The organism is Shewanella donghaensis (genome assembly GCF_007567505.1).
GTDB classification, from domain to species: Bacteria; Pseudomonadota; Gammaproteobacteria; order Enterobacterales; family Shewanellaceae; genus Shewanella; species Shewanella donghaensis.
This window is the reverse complement of sequence record NZ_CP041783.1, coordinates 470898-489393: the sequence shown is the minus strand read 5'-3', so window position 1 is coordinate 489393 and position 18496 is coordinate 470898. Positions and strand designations below refer to the sequence as shown.

Below are 18496 nucleotides of genomic sequence, written 5' to 3'. Positions count from 1 at the left end.
TTTTGTAAAAACTAAGCAAATTAACTGCTTGTTTCCTTCGCAGGTTTTAGCCTGATCAGGTTCAACGGATCCCGAATAAACGGTCTCAGCCATAAGGCACTCCGACAAGATGGCTGCAGTATAGCCAGCTTAATTAACAAAATACAAGTTTAATATATTCAATAGAAAACTTTGGCAATCTAAATAATTCATATATTAAGCACCTGTATTTAGACGATTTGGTTTATTTAATTTGACAATAACCCTTACTGACATCAATTAATTTATTGTATAAGAATAGAATAATTCATATTTAGAATAAGGTTATTGGGTAACAAAAACTTGATGCAGTTGAAAAAAGCAATTTAAGGCAATTGGACTTTTGATAAACGATGTTCGATTGCTTTGTTTAGCGCCCTTTTCATTTTGCCACTATCACATGGTTCGGCAAAACCTAACCCTTCAGCATGCGGGTTTATCTGTGTTGGTAAGGGAACGACTCGATAGCAAGTCTCACCTAATTTAACGATTCTATTCGGATCTAAGCGGTGATTAAGCGTGGTGGGTTGACGCTTATCTTCTATGAGAATTAATTCTATATCGTCCATTTCCGGCGTGAGTTCACTTACACTCGCGCCACTCGATGAAGTCGCATTATGAGCTTGTTGTGAAATAAGCTCGATCACTTGTTGTTGGTTATATTGATTCACAAAGGAATGTGAAGCTGAGTTTAAAACTGAAAAATGTTCAATTGCTAACTCACTTTCACCAAGTTCACTAAACGTTTTTTGATTAAAAAAATGTTCATTACTGGCCTCTTTATCTTTCTGCAGATAAATACTGTCAACTGATGACCAATCAAACTCTGTGACTATTGATGTTTCTTCAAACGTTAACGCCTTTTCCATTTCAGGCAGTAGAATTGGTTTTGTTGCCGCCTTTTGTACTTCAATTTGAGCGATTGGCTGATCTAACAAAACTTTGGTTGGAAGTTGCTCATTTTGAGGAATGGTTTCTGTAGTTTTAGTTTCTGGTTCTTGTGCCTTTTTGATTACTTGTTCTTGTTGCTGCTTTGAAGAAGCAGGCTTTTGTTCAATAAACGGTTGGTTTTCTGATAGCTGTTCTTTAGTCAGTTGCTCGTTAGATAGCTGTCTAATTTGTTCAGCCGTTAAAAAGTAGGCCTTTATTTTTGTCGAGTTATCTATTTGCTCACTCAAGTTAGACAGACTTTTCTCGTTACTGACTTCGACAAAATGCTTTACCGTATTATTAGCAAGATTCAATAGGATAATCAGCACGACAATATGTAGCAATGCAACAAGCATTGTTGATGGGGAAGTTAATAGCTTTTTTACGATAAAATGGCCATTAACAAACGAAGATTGGCGCTGTTGACTGTTTTGCTCTTGCTGATCGTCAATATGACATTGAGTCAGCGTTGCAGGTTCAACAGTATCTACGGCAGGAAATATCAATGCATCCGAGGAGAAATCAATTTGTGCGGTTTCTTCGGAAGATTTTGTAGCAATTAATGTTTTAACAGGTAATGAGACAGAATCTTCACTGTATATCGGTTCATCGATATGATCGTCTTCGAGTTCTACATTACATACATCACTGTTATTAGTCATTATTTGCGCCTCCTGTCGCTATTTAAAAGCTCATGCTCCTTATGTACTATCTAGCTTATCACTTGCTTTGAGTTTTTAGCATGGCTATAAAACTCACAATATAGATAACAACAATTCCAATAAGTTCCCTTATTCACTCATTGTCACTGCTTCTCTCGTAAATAAAATCAGCGAGTTAAGCTAGAATAATTATTTAAGCTTACACGTGTACGCTAAAGTTATAGCCTATATTATTTTTAGCTGTTAGACTCATTCTAAATCGCTTAACTAGGCCGTACGCAACTATGTCACTAGAGTTAGATGCTAATCAATCATTAGAAACTACACCGATAACTAAGCCTGATTATGGTGTTATTGAAGAACGTGCCAACAGCATCACTCATGGTATTGGTGTCATTGCAGGTCTCGTTGCCTTAATAGCTATGCTTATTAAAGCTAATGGCCAATTAAACTTAACTGAAACCATTGGTGTAGCCGTTTATGGTCTAAGTATTGTGATGCTATTTCTGGCATCGACCTTATATCACTCAAGTAAAACACCTCTATGGCGTAAGCGTTTTAAAATGGCAGATCATTGCGCTATTTATACCCTTATAGCGGGCACTTATACTCCACTCATGCTTATCAGCCTTGAAAGTGAATATGCTTCAATTATTCTGACGGCAGTATGGATGTTAGCCCTAGGGGGAATTGTTTTTAAAACCCTCTTTATAGGTCGCTTTAAAGCATTGAGTGTCATTCTTTATTTAGTGATGGGCTGGCTCTGTGTCACCATAATGAGTGACTTAATAAAAGGCATGAGCGACTTAGGCTTTAACCTATTGTTGGCTGGTGGCGCTTTTTATAGCATCGGGGTAATATTTTATGTTAATAAACGTATTCCCTATAACCATGCTATTTGGCACTTATTTGTACTCGCTGGCGCTTTGTCCCATTTCTTGTGTGTTTATCTGACCGTTATTTAAACTGCTGATGTAATTGTATGTCTCTCTCATACAAATATGGGGGAGACATGGTTACTATCCAAACAAACTGCAACTCTAGATCTATCTTCAGCTTACAAGCTACACTAAACTACCTTAGACATTTCATCACAATAGATTTGAGCTATCGTTTATAAATGGAAAATCTGAGCCCTAAACAAAGAATTTGGTTCATTGTAAACATGATCCCCGCAGGCAATGTATTAGCTTATGGCAAAGTTGCCGATCTCGCTGGTTTGCCTGGGCGAGCTAGATATGTCTCAAAAGCATTAAAAGATGCCCCACCACATTTGGTCTTACCTTGGTATAGAGTGATTAATAGCCAAGGTAAAATTTCTTTTAAACTCAATACTATTCATTTCCAAAATCAACAAGAACGACTAAGATCTGAAGGTGTTGAAGTGAACAAAGGTAAGATTTCACTGTCGAAATATGAATGGCGACCAGATTTGGCAACCTTGGTTATGTCTTTACCCTTTTAATACAAGTTTTGGTAGGTATTCCTTTGATTAAAAAAATCACTATTTTATTCGCAAATGTTGTTTTATTTTCACTATCTCAAACAGCTATTGCCGCTGATGAAGCTTCCACTCCTACTTTACCACCTAGTGATCACAGTACAGATTATCTTAAGCCGTTAATCCCTCATTCAGCAGAATATCGGGTTTTTTATGGCAGTATTGAACTGGGTAAAGCACGCTTTCAATTACCTAAAAGTGATAATGGGTATTACAACTATCGATTCGACAGTGACGTCAGTCTATTGATGCTATCTGATGTACGTAACATAAATAGTGAATTTCAATTAGAAGACGGAGAATTAAAACCCATCCGTTATATGAGTAAACGCAGTGGCACTGGCTCAGATTACACAGAACAAACTGTTTTCGCTCCAGGACAAGACGTTATTCATACTATATATAAAGACGAACGTGAAAAATTACCTTTTGCCAACGACATTTTTGACCCATTAGTTTCGCAACTCCAATTTAGAATGGATCTTTACCATAACCCAGACTCTTTGAAATATAAGATGGTAAAGGAGAAAGAGTTAGATGATTATGAATTCAAAGTAGTGGGTAAAGAACAAGTCATTATAGATAGTGGTACTTACCAAACCATAAAGATAGAAGTGGTGAGAAAAAGTAAAAAGCGCCAAACATTTTTCTGGATGGCGCCTGATTTAAATTACTTGCCTGTGCGCTTAAGTCATTTTTCAAAAGGCAGTAAACAACTCGATATTAAATTAGATAATTACCACATTGAGCAAGCAATAGAAAACGATACAGCTGTTTCACATAATCAGTAGGTGTTAACTGTTAATCAGTAACTCACCTTGTCTGAATAGCTTCCATTCACCCGGCTGTAAAATATGCCACTGTTCATTTTTAGTCAGTGGTCTAGTCGCAATAACAGTCACGACATCATTGGGTGTCGTTTCTTTATTGAAATCAATCACCACATCAGTATCGATGAGTTTAGCCTTACCAAACGGGGCTCTGCGGGTGATGTAACATAAATTATTGGTGCAATAGGTCATTAAATCGACACCATCACTCAAGATCATGTTGAATACACCTAATTCACGAATTTCATCTGCAATGGTCGCTATAAACTCAAATACCTGATTCATGTCATCTGGTGCTTTATCGCCAAACTCAACTAACACTTGTTCCATTATCCAACAAAATGCTAATTCACTATCAGTGTCACCAACAGGCTGAAAGCGGCTTACATTGAACTTGTTTTGATAGTCTGACAGTTGTCCATTATGTGCATATGTCCAATAGCGTCCCCACAATTCTCGGGTGAAAGGATGGGTATTTTCTAACGAAACACAGCCACGATTGGCTTGACGAATATGGCTAACAACTATCTCACTTTTTATTGGGTAAGATTTAATTAGCTTAGCAATATGAGATTCGCTACTGGGACTCGCATCTTTAAAAGTACGACTGCCTTTGCCTTCATAAAAAGTGATCCCCCAACCATCTACATGTGGTCCAGTAACGCCACCACGTTCAGCTAAACCTGTGAAACTAAACACAATATCTGTAGGAATGTTAGCGCTCATCGCTAGTAACTCACACATTAAAAAAGCCTTAAAGAGTTGAATTAAATTAAAATTTTATCTTATGCCTATTGTACCTAGTGCAAAATAAATTTGGGACTTTTATTGATCAATTAATTTTAAACAATTGTTTGAAAAAACTTGTAATCATCTTCAGTTCAGTTTAATTTTATGTGATACAGGTCTGACCACACTCAGTTCTGTGAATAGGATCATTAATTTGTAGGCGTTCAATATTTGGATGCTTTAAGGAGAAAGACAGTGGAGACACTTATTTGGATCATCGCCATGATAGCGGTACTCGGCGCAGCGACTTATATGCGCGTATCACTATTGACGGCAACCATTGCCGCTGCAGTTGTTTTGCTTGTTGGTAGCGTGTTGAACATTGTTGGTAGTTTAGCCTGGATCGTATATATCGTTTTAGCTCTGCCATTAAATGTAAAATCATTTCGTCAAAACTTCATTTCTCGTCCACTGTTAAAAGTATATCAAGGCATCATGCCTGAAATGTCTTCTACTGAGAAAGAAGCGATTGAAGCGGGTACAACCTGGTGGGAAGCAGATTTATTCGCAGGTAATCCAAACTGGAATAAACTGCATAACTACCCTAAAGGTCGATTAACTGCAGAAGAGCAAGCCTTCTTAGATGGTCCAGTTGAAACAGTATGTAAAATGCTTAATCAACATCAAGTTTCTCATGAACTTGCTGACCTTCCACAGGAAGTTTGGCAATACCTAAAAGACGAAGGTTTCTTCGCCATGATCATCAAGAAGAAATATGGTGGTCGAGAGTATTCAGCCTATGCACAATCGTGCGTTTTACAAAAGCTTGCTGGTTTAAGCAGTGAATTGGCCTCTACTGTTGGTGTGCCAAATTCTTTAGGTCCTGGAGAATTATTGCAACACTATGGTACTGAAGAACAGCAAAATCATTACCTACCACGTTTAGCAAAAGGTCTTGAAGTCCCTTGTTTCGCACTCACTAGCCCAGAAGCTGGTAGTGATGCTGGCGCAATCCCAGATTTTGGTATTGTTTGTAAAGGAGAATGGGAAGGCGAAGAAGTGTTAGGGATGAAACTAACATGGAACAAGCGCTATATTACCCTCGCCCCTGTTGCAACAGTACTAGGTCTTGCATTCAAATTACGCGACCCAGACAGTTTACTTGGCGATACTGCTGACTTAGGTATTACTTGTGCCCTTATCCCAACAGATATTGAAGGTGTTGAAACTGGCCGTCGTCATTTCCCACTAAACTGTATGTTCCAAAATGGTCCAACTCGCGGTAACGAAGTATTCGTACCATTGAGTTTCATCATTGGTGGGCCAGCTATGGCAGGTCAAGGCTGGCGTATGCTCGTTGAATGTCTATCTGTAGGGCGTGGTATCACTTTACCTTCAAACTCTGCTGGTGGTGTTAAAACAGCTGCTCTTGCTACTGGTGCTTATGCTCGTATCCGTCGTCAGTTCAAACTACCTATCGGAAAATTAGAAGGTATTGAAGAGCCAATGGCACGAATTGGTGGTAACGCTTACTTAATGGATGCGGTTAGTTCACTAACCACTGTCGGCATTGGTCTGGGTGAAAAACCCTCTGTTATCTCTGCCATCGTTAAGTATCATTTGACTGACAGAATGCAAAAATGTGTTATCGATGCCATGGATATTCACGGTGGTAAAGGTGTGTGTCTTGGCCCAAATAACTATTTAGGTCGCGGCTATCAAGCAGCACCGATTGCGATTACAGTTGAAGGCGCAAACATTCTAACCCGTTCGATGATTATTTATGGTCAAGGTGCAATTCGCTGTCACCCATATGTTTTGACGGAAATGGAATCAGCTTTTGATACGACATCAGGCCAAGGCTTAAGTAATTTCGATGCCGCTATCTTTGGGCATATCGGCTTTGCAATGTCGAACTTTGTCAGAAGCTTCTGGATGGGTGTGACATCTAGTCGTTTCACAAAATCACCATATAACGATAAAACAAAACGTTATTACCAGCAGATGAACCGCTTTAGTGCCAACTTAGCCCTACTTTCTGATTTAGCAATGGCAACATTGGGTGGCAATCTAAAACGTAAAGAACGTATTTCAGCACGTTTAGGTGACTTATTAAGTCAACTCTATCTCGCCTCAGCTACGCTTAAGCGTTATGAAGACGAAGGTCGTTTAACTGAAGATTTACCTTTAGTTCAGTGGGCTGTTGAAGATTCTCTGCATAAACTGCAAACATCTTTAGATGATTTATTAGATAACTTCCCTATGGGTCTTGGCTTTGCATTACGTGCTGTCATCTTCCCATTTGGACGCCCTCTTAAACGTCCTAGTGATGTGTTAGATCATAAAGTGGCTAAGATTATGCAAACGCCATGTGCTAGTCGTGACCGTCTTGGTAAAGGTCAATTCTTAACACCATCAGAGCATAACGCTGTGGGTATTCAAGAACAAACACTACTTGATATTTTAGCGTCTGAGCCAATTTACGACAAAGTATGTAAAGCTGCTGGTAAGCGTTTACCCTTTATGTGGTTAGATAAAATTGCTGCAGAAGGTAAAGCACTGGGTGTACTTAGTGATACTGAAGTGGCCTTACTAGAAAGAGCTGAAATCGGTCGAATGAAGTCAATTAATGTTGATGATTTTGATTCTGAAGAGCTTGAAGCGAAAGTTGCTTCAGTGGCTAAGCAAGTTGAAGCAGCCTAGCCCTAAACATCTGTAATAAAGAGGGAAAGCATTCGCTTTCCCTTTTTTTGTCTGTGAATTATTAATGTTTTTCTGATATAAAACTTTGAACACTAAAACCAAAACCGAGTTCAATACCACAACTAGAGGTTAGGTTTAGGGTTAGAGTTAGCTAATTCAACCTTCTAGCCCAATTACCATCATGCTGACTATCACACGCTGCTTCGCTATCTAACACAATTTGATCACGTGATATATTCATTGATACTGCTTGCAAATGATGTTGAATCGCTTGAATCATAAACTCATCTTGTTTCGCTAATCTAACAGCGGTAATCTCTGATTCCTGGCTAAAGACACAGATAACCTTCAATGATTTTGGGAACGCATCATAATTTACTTTATGTGTTAACCATTCAAAACCTTCACATTCATTCAAAAATAGGTCACAAACAAGCGTTAGCTGTTCACGAATTTGATTATCCCGTTTCTTATCTGTTTTCTTCATGACTAATACACAACCTCTAACGCAATTTGGGTAAACTCAAAAGCTATCTGATAAGTATACAGACATAAAAAAGCCAGTTGCGACTTTATGCAACTGGCTTTCATAGTAATGTTAATCGCTTTTGGCTATTTTAACTCTTGCTCTAATTTTTGCGCTATCGCTTCTGGAGAGCTACTGTTTTTAGCAAAAATACTATAAGCCACAGGTATCACCAATAAAGTGAATATCGTAGCCAGTAAAATACCCGATAACACCACTACGCCAATAACAAAACGAGTTTCTGAACCTGCACCGCTAGACATCACTAACGGAATAGCACCTGCTGCGGTGGTAATACCCGTCATTAGAATTGGGCGTAAACGCTGGGTTGAAGCTTGTATAACAGCTTGCTCAAATTCAACGCCTTTGTCTCGTAGCTGATTAGCAAATTCAACGATCAAAATGCCATTTTTTGCCGCCAGGCCCACTAGCATAATGATACCAATTTGACTGTAGATATTAATACTTTGGCCGGTAAACCATAAGCCAATTAATGCACCTAATGTGGCCAATGGTACGGTAAGCATAATCACCATTGGGTGCACATAGCTTTCAAACTGCGCAGCCAATACTAAGAAAACGATACCTAATGCTAAAATAAACACAAAGTACATTGAGTTACCTGAACTTTGGTAATCCAATGACTGACCTTTATAGCTAATAACAGCTTCAGCGGGTAGATAAGTATCAGAAACTTCATTTAAGTAATCCAACGCTTCACCTAGACTATACCCATCCGCTAAATTAGCCTCGATAGTAATTGCCCGCATACGATTATAGCGATTTAACGAACTTGCATCGGCAAACTCTTCTACCGTTACTATATTCGATAATGGAACCAATTCACGCGTTCGCTCTGATCTAACATAAATGTTTTCAAGGTCTGTTGCGGTGTTTTGATTATCTCTATTTCCTTCAATAATCACATCATACTCTTCACCATCACGCATAAATGTGGTCACTAAACGAGAACCTAACATTGATTCCAATGTACGACCTATATGAGATATTGAAACACCTAAATCTGCTGCCCTATCTTTATCAATATTAACTTTAAGCTGAGGTTTGGTTTCCTTATAGTCATGATCAAGACCTGTTAGCATCGGATTTTCTGACGCTTTTTCGATAATAATGTCACGCCACAATGCTAGTTCTTCGTAGCTTGGACCGCCTAAAACAAACTGCACTGGCTTACCGACTCCTCGGCCAAAAGCTTGGCGCATTATAGGGAACGCTCTTACACCGGCTAAATCAGCAATTCGGCTGCGAATATCAGTAATAATTTCATTTGCGGGACGTCGATCTGCCCAATCTTCTAGCACAATAATGGCCATGCCATTCGAAAAATCAGCAGAACTACCAAATGAACGTGGGGCACGGATCAATAAGCGTTTAATATCACCGGAATCCACCAAAGGCATTAAGCGCCCTTCAATTTCATCCATGTACTTTTCAATATATTCAAAGCTTGCACCTTGCGGGCCATTGACCACTAAGAACATTGAGCCCCTGTCTTCTTGAGGCGCAAATTCTTGTGGAACCTGTTTAACCAGATAGCCACTAAGGACAAATGCAGCAATGACAATGGCACCAATATAATAGGGTTTCTTGATAGCACTGACTAAGCTTGCTCGATAAATATTTGATAATTTGGCCATGACAGCATCAACTTTACGTACCAACCAAGAACTTTCACCTGCAGGCTTTAGTAATTTTGAACACATCATTGGGCTGAGCGTCAAAGCAACCAAGCTAGAAAACAGCACTGCAGCACTCATGGTTACCGCAAACTCTTTAAATAGCTTACCTAAATCACCTTCTAGGAAGGTAATAGGCATGAAAACGGCTATTAATACCAATGTTGTAGCAACAACAGCAAAGGCGACTTCACGAGCGCCAAGATAAGCGGCTTTTAAAGGGGAATCGCCCTGTTCTATTCTCCGATGAATGTTTTCAAGCATGACAATGGCATCATCAACCACCATGCCGATTGCCAGTATCATCGCCAGCAAGGTCAATAAATTAATGGTGTAACCCAACGAATACAAAACAATGAATGTACCCATTAACGATACCGGAACCGTCAACGCAGGTATAAGCATGGCTCGCACGCTACCAAGGAATAAGTAAATTACAATAATCACTAGGATCATGGCAATAAACAACGTTTGATAAACTTCCTTAATAGAGGCTTCAATAAATACAGAGCTGTCGTAAGAGCGCTTTATCTCCATACCCGCTGGCAATGTTGGATTAATTTGATCAACTAACGCATTGGCGCCGCGAGCAACATCCAAGGTATTGGCTGTTGATTGCTTTGAAACACCTAAGCCAATCATTGACTCAGTATTACCACGGAACATAATTCGTTCTTCTTCAGAACCAATTTGAACTTTAGCAACATCACCCAGCTTAACTAAATAACCATCATCACCCTGAGTAATTACCAAGTTGGCGAAGTCTTCTTCAGTTCTAAAGCTTCTATCTACCCTTACGGTAAAATGACGTTCTTTAGATTCAATTGAACCTGCTGGTAATTCGACGTTTTCGGAGCGCAGTGCAGACTCAATATCGGCAACCGTCAATTTACGTGCGGCCAACGCTTGGCGGTCTATCCAGACTCGCATGGCATAGACTTTACCGCCACCGAGACGAATATTAGCCACACCATCGACTACTGAAAAACGGTCAACAAGATAACGTCTAGCATAGTCAGTAAGCTGCAAAGTGGTCATTTGATCAGACACTAAGTTCAGCCACATAATCACTTCGTCGCCACCATTGGCTTTTTTAACTTCTGGAGGATCAGCTTCTTCAGGTAAGTTATCAAGCAAGCTCGAAATGCGGTCACGAACATCATTGGTTGCCGCTTCAATATCACGATCAATATCAAACTCTAATGTGACGGATGAACGTCCATCACGGCTACTTGAACTGACATGTTTAATCCCTTCGACACCACTGATCCTATCTTCCACTAACTGAGTGATACGGCTTTCAACAACCGATGCACTTGCACCTCGATAACTGGTATCAATTGATACCACAGGGGGATCAATATTGGGGTATTCTCTTAAAGGCAGTTTATCGAATGACACTAACCCCAACAGAATAATTAAAATACTTATTACAGAGGCCAATACCGGCCTTTTAACTGAAATGTCGGTTAATATCATGCGGCACTCTCCGCACCCGCTACATTAGCGAAATTGAACGCTTCAGCAGGTTGCGTTATAACTTCATCACCAGGTCTCACTTTAAGTAAACCTCTGATAATGACAGGCTGGTCGATAACTAAACCATCTAGAATTTCTACCCACCCACGATTACGAATACCGAGTGTGACTTGCTGACGTTCAACTATATTTTCTTCATTGACGACATAGACATAATGTTTTGATTGAATTGGGATAATGGCTGATTCTGGTAATAATAACGTTTCGCGGTTTTGCTTTATTAATTTAACTTTCATCAACATACCCGGTAACAATGCTGCATCTGCATTGGCAATGATTGCACGAACCAAAACGGCTCGGGTTGTTGGGTTTACACGCGTATCGATAGAAGTTACCACGCCTTTAAAAATTCTATCTGGAAATGCTATCGCTTTCGCTTCAACATTTTTACCTAATGCAATTTCTTGAATAAAACGTTCTGGTACTGAGAAATCTAATTTGATTTTGCTAACATCATCTAACGTGGTTATTTGAGTACCCGGAGAAACTAAACTCCCCACACTGACGAGTTTCAGGCCCAACCTGCCGCTAAAAGGGGCATGAATGGCACGATCTTCTAATGCTGCTTTGGCTTGCTCAAGTTCTGCACGAGTCGTATCGATTAGCGTTTGTAATCTATCTCTTTCAAGTTCAGCAACGGTTTTGCTCGTTACAAGACTTCTGATTCTGTCTAGCTCTCGTAAATGATCTCTCACTTTTACTTCTGCTGCATTTACTTTTGCTAGCTGCTCTCGATTACGCAGTTGTACTAATAAATCACCTTTTTTAACAATGTCACCATCATTAAAATTAATCTCGGCAATTTGCTCAGTCACTTTGGGCGTAATAGTGATAGATTCAAATGCTTTGTTATTACCAATGGCTTCTACTTCATCTCTAACGGGTAGCATGGCAACTTTAGCGACCACAACGTTTGGAATAGGTTTTACCCGTTTTGTTTCGATTTGCTCAGGTTGAATAAATTGATATGCAAACCAACCTATAACGATCGCTACGAGTATAAAAATTATTTTTTTCATCGATATTCCATTCATCAAACTCAGAAAAACAAAATGTTAAGGGATTGAGTCAATCGTTAGTTTACTCAGCCTCAAGCTGGTATCAAGGCGTTTTACCTTTACTTACAATTTACACATTTATGAAACATTTGGCGTTAATACGTTTTGTAAATAAAGATTGATCAATTATAGAATTTTAAATGGTTAAAAAGACTCTGTGGTAGCGAATAACACTGCTTTTAGTTTATTTTTAGCATAAAAAAAGAGACACCTGAGGTGTCCCTTTTTGTAAGCCTTAACAATTATGTGTTTAAGGATTAATCAGTCATACATAACTTGAAACATGTATACAGTTAATCGTCTTATCTCACTTTACGATCTTCTTTCATAGCGTCGCTAATTACGCGGTAAATCTCAGTAATAACATCATTAGAGAGCGGTTCACCTGATGCATCTTTTAGATAAATTTCAGTTTGTTCTTTATCTTCAGTTTCAACCAGTTCAACACGGTAATTACCTCTGTCTAAAGATAACTGTTCTTCACTCCATAATGAACTCCAGAATCCGCCGCTTTCTTCTAAGACAATATAGTACAAACCTTTTGCACTGTTCATATCAACAATATCAAAACCTAACTCAGGTAAAACGATACGAAGTCTATCCCACGTTTTAGTAAAGTCGGTTTCAGAAATGTAGTAAGCACCTGTCTCTTCTGTTTCAGCAACTAAATCTACCGTAATACCTAAACTTTGCTCGATACGATCGGCTTTAATTTCTTTTTCACGTTTCAAACTAATATAAGCAATGGTGTTATTAAGCATATCGATTGTGTAACGACGTTTATCTTCGCCAGTTAACAATACTTCTTGGTCATCACCGTTGTAAGATTCTTCATGATCAACTAAATCAATGCTCATGCTACCTGAACGGCCATGAGGACTAACATCTATGTCGTAACGATAGCGTTGACGAAGTAAATAAACTTTATCTTCCCCAAACCAACTGGTGTCGATAACATCTGCATTCTCAATCCAACCGGTTTCAATAAAACCTTCTTCAAAGCTTTCTTTTTCGATAGCAACATCATACTTTGCTAAGAAACCATGAATATTATCAAAAACTTCTTGCTTAAGATCTTTGGTTGTCGAAATTGATTCAACAATGATTTTAATATTATCTGTACCTTCTTCTACTCGAGTACCTTCAGACATTGGTAACACAAGTAAAGGAGGACGAATGTCTAAACGTTTACCAAACACATCCTTGTTGGCATTTTCACCAACCTTAGGAATATCATACTCACGTCCATAGGTAGGCTCATTAAGCCCTTCTGGAATAGTAAGCAGTGGTATTTCTTTAGCATTGACGTATTCATCGTTACCATTTGCGATTCTTCGATCAGTCGGAGAACTACAAGCTGTTACAGCTACAATTAATAAAATTGGGGTGACTTGCTTCAACATTTATTCTGTTACCTCTATCTGGGCTTGTTTCATCGCTTCTAACAACAGACCATGAAACTGCTCAGAAAGTTCAGTTAAAGGTAAACGAATGTGTCCTTGGCTTATTAAACCCATTTGATGAACAGCCCATTTAACCGGGATTGGGTTCGCTTCACAAAAGAGATCACGATATAAAGCATTCAGTGGCTGATTAATACTTTCTGATAATGCATGGTCGCCAGCTAAAGCTGCATCACACATCGCTTTAAATGCTTTGGGTACGACATTATTTGCAACAGATATAACGCCATCACCACCTAGTAATAAGAAGTCTCTCGCTGTCGCATCATCACCGCTGTAAAGTTTAAAGTCTTGACCACATAATTCACGTAATTTTGCCACACGGGTTAAGTCACCAGTAGCTTCTTTTACACCAACAATATTTTTAACAGCAACTAATTCTGCAACGGTTTCAGGTAGCATATCAACTGATGTGCGGCCTGGTACGTTATAGAGAATTTGTGGGATATCGGTACTAGCAGCGACGGCTTTGTAATGTGCAATCAAACCCTTTGGTGTCGGTTTATTATAATAAGGCGTTACACCAAGCATGGCCACAATGCCCGAATCGGCCATTGACTGTGTTAATTCAATTGCTTCAGCCGTTGCATTGGCACCATTTCCGCCGATAACAGGAATACGCCCTGCAGCGAATTTAACCGTTTGTGCAACAACTTGTGCATGTTCTTTAATTGGAAGAGTGGCAGACTCTCCTGTGGTACCTACTGCGACTATCGCATCTGTACCTTGTTCAATATGAAATTCAACTAGCCTTTCCAGACTATTATAATCAATTGTGCCATCACTATTCATAGGAGTGATTAAGGCTACGATGCTTCCGTTTATCATCTAAATTCCCCAAGGTTTCAGGATTCGCTATGTTACTTATGCCTACTACTAATGACAAGCATTAACGGGGCTCTCAAATGCATTTATTGTAAAGCTTACACAATCATGTTGACGGGATTGTTATATGGCTTTTTTAATTTTTATAAGATCAAGCAATATACTATATTTCTTTAAAATGAATATTACACGTAAGTTGTTCTAGCAAGAAGTAAATTATTTAAAATGAATCTTACTCAACGTTGACATACTTATGTGGTTTGTAATTAGTTATGGTAGCATTAGTACCCGCAAAAAAACTTTGCGTTAGCTCGCTAGTTTACGCTCTATGATATCGAAAAAGTGAGGAAATTCCATGACCAACTATATGGTCGTTACTGCTATGGGTGCTGATCGCCCCGGTTTAGTTAGTCGTCTAGCCCGTTTAGCAAGTGAATGTGACTGTGACATCGTCGATAGCCGTATGGCTCTTTTTGGTAGTGAATTTACCTTAATTATGATGATTTCGGGCTCTTGGACTGCAATAACAAAGATTGAAACGCTCTTACCTAGCCTTAGTGTCGAACTTGAATTACTCATGGTAATGAAGCGCACATCCAAACATACACCACCAAATTATATCTCTCGCATTGAAGTCAGTGTTAATGGTAAAGACCAACGCGGCACGATGAAAAGCATCACCGAATTTCTTGCCGATCGTTCACTTGATTTAGCAGCTGTTCGCTCACATGCTGATGAAGATTTAACTCAGAACATTTTATTTACGATTAATGTTCCTGAAAAAGTTGATCTGATTAAACTTGAAAAGAGTATTCATCAACTTGCTTCTGAGCTAGAACTCGAATGTTCTATTAATCACATGCAGATTAGTGATAATTAAATTTATATAATAAGGACTTTACATGAACACGTTAACAGTCGGTGATTTAGCGCCACAATTCACTCTACAAAACCAATTCGATGAATCAGTGTCGTTAAGTGAAGCTCTTAAATCTGGACCTGTTTTAGTCTATTTTTACCCAAAGGCATCTACACCTGGCTGCACTGTGCAAGCTCAAGGATTACGAGATAGTAAAGTAGAATTAGCCAATAGTAATGTCACTGTATTCGGTTTAAGTCCTGATCCTGTCGCAAAACTTCTCAAATTCAATGATAAGCAAGAACTAAACTTTTCACTTTTAAGTGATGAAGACCATGCTGTTGCTGATGGTTTCGGGGTTTGGGGCGAGAAAAAGTTTATGGGGAAAATTTATGATGGGATTCATAGGCTTAGCTTCTTAATTGGACAAGATGGTAAGGTCATTCATGTTTTTGACAAGTTCAAAACCAAGAATCATCATGAAGTCGTTTTAGCCGTAATCGCGGAGCTTTAACTTAGCTATAAAGACCGAGGCTAGCGGCTCATTTAAGTCGCGCTACAAATTAGCAATAAAAAAGCTTCGTTGATAACGAAGCTTTTTTTATGCCTTTCAACATCTATCAACTCTATTAGCTTTAATCAGGCTGCACAGTTTCTGTATCACCATCTTCTGCTATAGGTTTTTTTTGCATTTTTCTTTCTGCGACCTCTTTGTCTGAAACCTCTGCCATTTTACGTTGCTTTTCGGCTTGCTCTTGGGCTTCTTGAGGCAAAAGGCTGATTAATTCGATACCAACAGGTAGTTCATTAATCTCGGCGCCTGAAACAATTTTTAATTTCTGATCTTTGGTCAAATAAATTAATGGCATCGCGGTTTCGCCATAGCGTTCTTTAAAGTGTTCAAAAGTAAAACTTTCAGTAATGTTGGTCACTTTAATCACTGCACCTTTAGACATATAGCTTGCTAATTTTGCATAAGATACTGACTCACCAAATAAACATAAACGCTTTAAATAAGACTCGGAAAGTTGATGCCTTGCACTACCCGCCTCCGCATTATTTAGACCATAAACTTTTTCAATACCAAACCAATCTTGAAAGTGAAAGCTGACTAATGGGTTTAACTGGCGGTAAGGAGATAAAATTAACACCCGACCTATTCCACTTAAATCCATAAAGTTCTCTGCATGCTCTGAAGCAGGATTACCAAAGTACACCGGGATATTTGCCATCCTGGCTTGTCTGATGTTATCCCAGTTATTATCAGCTAATACAACTTTCACTTGTTTATCAGTGAGCACTTTAGCCAACTCTCGTGAGAACTTTGATGCACCAAATAATAATAAACCTTGAGAAGATTCAGCTTTAACTCCGAGAAACTTAGCCCAAGGGCCAGCGGTTAAACTCTGAATAACAACCGTTCCAATAATGATTAAAAATACCAAGGGTACAATTGTACTTGCCCCTTCAACATTTATGGCTTCAAGCTTAATCGCAAATAGAGATGAAATAGCAGCAGCAACAATACCTCTTGGTGCCACCCAACTCAAAAACCATTTATCAGCTCTAGATAAGCTGGTGCCAATTCCTGATATCCAAATACTCAATGGTCGTGCAACAAATAACACCACGACTAATACACCAATTCCACCCCAGCCTAAATCTAGCATCGCAGTTGAATTTAAACGTGCCGCCAACAAAATAAATAATGCAGAGATTAATAATACCGTTAAGGTTTCTTTAAATTCGAGAATGTCGGCAATATCCACTCCACGCATATTGGCTAACCAAATACCCATGACGGTGACAGTCAGCAATCCAGACTCTTCTTGAATAAGATTTGAACCAACAAACACCCCCAACATAATCGTTAACACAGCGGTATTTTTTAGATAATGAGGGAATACGTTTGAGCGAAGTGCTATACCAATTAAGTAACCCGCAAGAGCACCCAAGCCAAAACCCAGCAATAGTGTCATTCCTAACGCTATCAAAATATGAGTCGTTGGATCGGCAGCGGCGGCAACGGCAATATATTCGTAAACTAAAACGGCAAGAATGGCACCAATAGGGTCAATAACAATGCCTTCCCAACGCAAAATACTTGCAAGGTTTGATTTAGGCCGCACTGTACGTAGCATTGGCACAATAACCGTTGGGCCTGTTACCACAACTAATGCACCAAATAACAGTGCCATTGGCCATTCAAAGCCTAATAACCAATGAGCTGCAGGGGCAATACAAGCCCAAGTGATAAAAGCACCAAAGCTAACAAGATTGGTAACCATTCTACCGTGATCTTTAATCTCTTTAAAATTAAGTGTTAAAGCGCCTTCAAAGAGGATGACCGCAACACCTAATGAAATAATGGGAAAGAGTAAATCCCCAAATATGGCATCGGGGTCTAAAATACCCAGCCCTGGGCCCAATAATAAACCGCATAATAATAGTGGTAAAATTGCAGGTAGACGAAACTTCCATCCTAACCATTGACACAATAAAGACAGCACACCAATCAGCGCGAGCATGCCAGTTATGTGTTCTACCATGGATAATTCCTTTTCAAATGTCTGGAGCATTCCGCTCTTGTTTAATGCCCTAATGAAATACTAAAACAAACCCCAGAGCAAGGCTTATTGCAACAATAAAACCAATTAATTAACTTCGCATTAACCACATAACGTACTGATTTGAAATATGTATGCTGTTATAAATCACGAATACCATAAATTTTTTAGATACCCAAATCATTTATAAATAATTCACGAATAACAAAAATCGTCGAATTTGTCGTAATAGTAGGAGCTTATATAGTGATTAACAGCAGTGGTACAGCGGAGATATTTTATGGGAAGTAACAGACAACTGGCAGCTCTTATAAAAAATAACCCACTGAACTTAATTATTCATCTCGTTATAAAGCAGATTCAAAATTCAGACATAAAAAAGCCCCTGTATCTTAAAGATTCTAAAGACAAGGGCTTACATATTTGGCGAAGTGGTCAGGACTCGAACCCGCGCCCCTGGCGTGACAGGCCGGCAGCTCTTATAAAAAATAACCTTCTGAATTTAATTATGCATAACGTTAGGAAACTAAACTCAAATTTTAGACATAAAAAAACCCTTTTATCTTAAAGAGTCTAAAGACAAGGGCTT

At 39.0% G+C, this 18496-nt stretch carries 14 protein-coding genes and 1 riboswitch; of the genes, 6 read left to right on the top strand and 8 right to left on the bottom strand.

From position 1 onward, the window contains the following. Positions 1 to 15 precede the first annotated feature (15 nt). Positions 16 to 114: riboswitch (TPP riboswitch) on the bottom strand. Positions 115 to 344: 230 nt separating this feature from the next. Then, positions 345 to 1610, bottom strand: coding sequence for a hypothetical protein (locus FPK91_RS02040; RefSeq protein ID WP_144207287.1), 1266 nt, complete (start codon positions 1608 to 1610; stop codon positions 345 to 347). Between the two features lie 284 nt (positions 1611 to 1894). On the opposite strand from FPK91_RS02040, the gene trhA reads away from it, so the two are divergent. The 3 genes from trhA to FPK91_RS02025 all read left to right on the top strand — a co-directional run bounded on the left by trhA (position 1895) and on the right by FPK91_RS02025 (position 3902). Then, the gene (trhA, locus tag FPK91_RS02035) at positions 1895 to 2575 is read left to right on the top strand and encodes a PAQR family membrane homeostasis protein TrhA (RefSeq protein ID WP_144207284.1); all 681 of its coding nucleotides are present in this window, start codon (positions 1895 to 1897) and stop codon (positions 2573 to 2575) included. A gap of 155 nt (positions 2576 to 2730) precedes the next feature. Further along, a complete protein-coding gene (locus FPK91_RS02030; protein WP_144207281.1) occupies positions 2731 to 3075 on the top strand; it encodes an MGMT family protein in 345 nt (114 codons plus the stop codon). A gap of 23 nt (positions 3076 to 3098) precedes the next feature. Beyond that, positions 3099 to 3902, top strand: coding sequence for a DUF3108 domain-containing protein (locus FPK91_RS02025; protein ID WP_227006659.1), 804 nt, complete (start codon positions 3099 to 3101; stop codon positions 3900 to 3902). 3 nt (positions 3903 to 3905) lie between these two features. Here the strand turns inward: FPK91_RS02025 and FPK91_RS02020 are convergent, their stop codons facing one another. Next, positions 3906 to 4685: a class II glutamine amidotransferase gene (locus FPK91_RS02020; protein ID WP_144207275.1), complete on the bottom strand. Its 780-nt coding sequence runs from the start codon at positions 4683 to 4685 to the stop codon at positions 3906 to 3908. A gap of 240 nt (positions 4686 to 4925) precedes the next feature. On the opposite strand from FPK91_RS02020, the gene fadE reads away from it, so the two are divergent. Beyond that, positions 4926 to 7373, top strand: a complete 2448-nt coding sequence (gene fadE / locus FPK91_RS02015) for an acyl-CoA dehydrogenase FadE (RefSeq protein WP_144207272.1) — start codon at positions 4926 to 4928, stop codon at positions 7371 to 7373. Between the two features lie 151 nt (positions 7374 to 7524). Here fadE and FPK91_RS21035 read toward each other — a convergent pair whose 3' ends face one another. From FPK91_RS21035 to dapA, 5 genes are all read right to left on the bottom strand, one after another. Then, positions 7525 to 7860 (bottom strand): Fis family transcriptional regulator, encoded by a 336-nt coding sequence (locus tag FPK91_RS21035; RefSeq protein WP_227006658.1) that lies wholly within the window; start codon positions 7858 to 7860, stop codon positions 7525 to 7527. A gap of 125 nt (positions 7861 to 7985) precedes the next feature. Further along, positions 7986 to 11075: an efflux RND transporter permease subunit gene (locus FPK91_RS02005; protein ID WP_144207268.1), complete on the bottom strand. Its 3090-nt coding sequence runs from the start codon at positions 11073 to 11075 to the stop codon at positions 7986 to 7988. Then, the gene (locus FPK91_RS02000; protein ID WP_144207265.1) at positions 11072 to 12154 is read right to left on the bottom strand and encodes an efflux RND transporter periplasmic adaptor subunit; all 1083 of its coding nucleotides are present in this window, start codon (positions 12152 to 12154) and stop codon (positions 11072 to 11074) included. The genes FPK91_RS02005 and FPK91_RS02000 overlap by 4 nt, the downstream gene beginning before the upstream one ends. Before the next feature lie 341 nt (positions 12155 to 12495). Further along, positions 12496 to 13596 (bottom strand): outer membrane protein assembly factor BamC, encoded by a 1101-nt coding sequence (gene bamC, locus FPK91_RS01995; RefSeq protein WP_144207262.1) that lies wholly within the window; start codon positions 13594 to 13596, stop codon positions 12496 to 12498. Beyond that, complete coding sequence (gene dapA, locus FPK91_RS01990) at positions 13597 to 14484, bottom strand: 4-hydroxy-tetrahydrodipicolinate synthase (RefSeq protein ID WP_144207259.1); 888 nt, start codon at positions 14482 to 14484, stop codon at positions 13597 to 13599. Between the two features lie 352 nt (positions 14485 to 14836). Between dapA and FPK91_RS01985 the strand changes: the two genes are divergently transcribed. Beyond that, positions 14837 to 15361: a glycine cleavage system protein R gene (locus tag FPK91_RS01985; protein ID WP_144207256.1), complete on the top strand. Its 525-nt coding sequence runs from the start codon at positions 14837 to 14839 to the stop codon at positions 15359 to 15361. 22 nt (positions 15362 to 15383) lie between these two features. Then, entirely contained in the window at positions 15384 to 15854 is a 471-nt protein-coding gene (gene bcp, locus FPK91_RS01980) for a thioredoxin-dependent thiol peroxidase (RefSeq protein ID WP_144207254.1), read from the top strand. Positions 15855 to 15975: 121 nt separating this feature from the next. Here bcp and FPK91_RS01975 read toward each other — a convergent pair whose 3' ends face one another. Then, positions 15976 to 17889 carry a cation:proton antiporter gene (locus FPK91_RS01975; RefSeq protein WP_144207251.1) on the bottom strand — a complete coding sequence of 638 codons (1914 nt, stop codon included), beginning with the start codon at positions 17887 to 17889 and terminating at the stop codon, positions 15976 to 15978. Between the last annotated feature and the right edge of the window lie 607 nt (positions 17890 to 18496).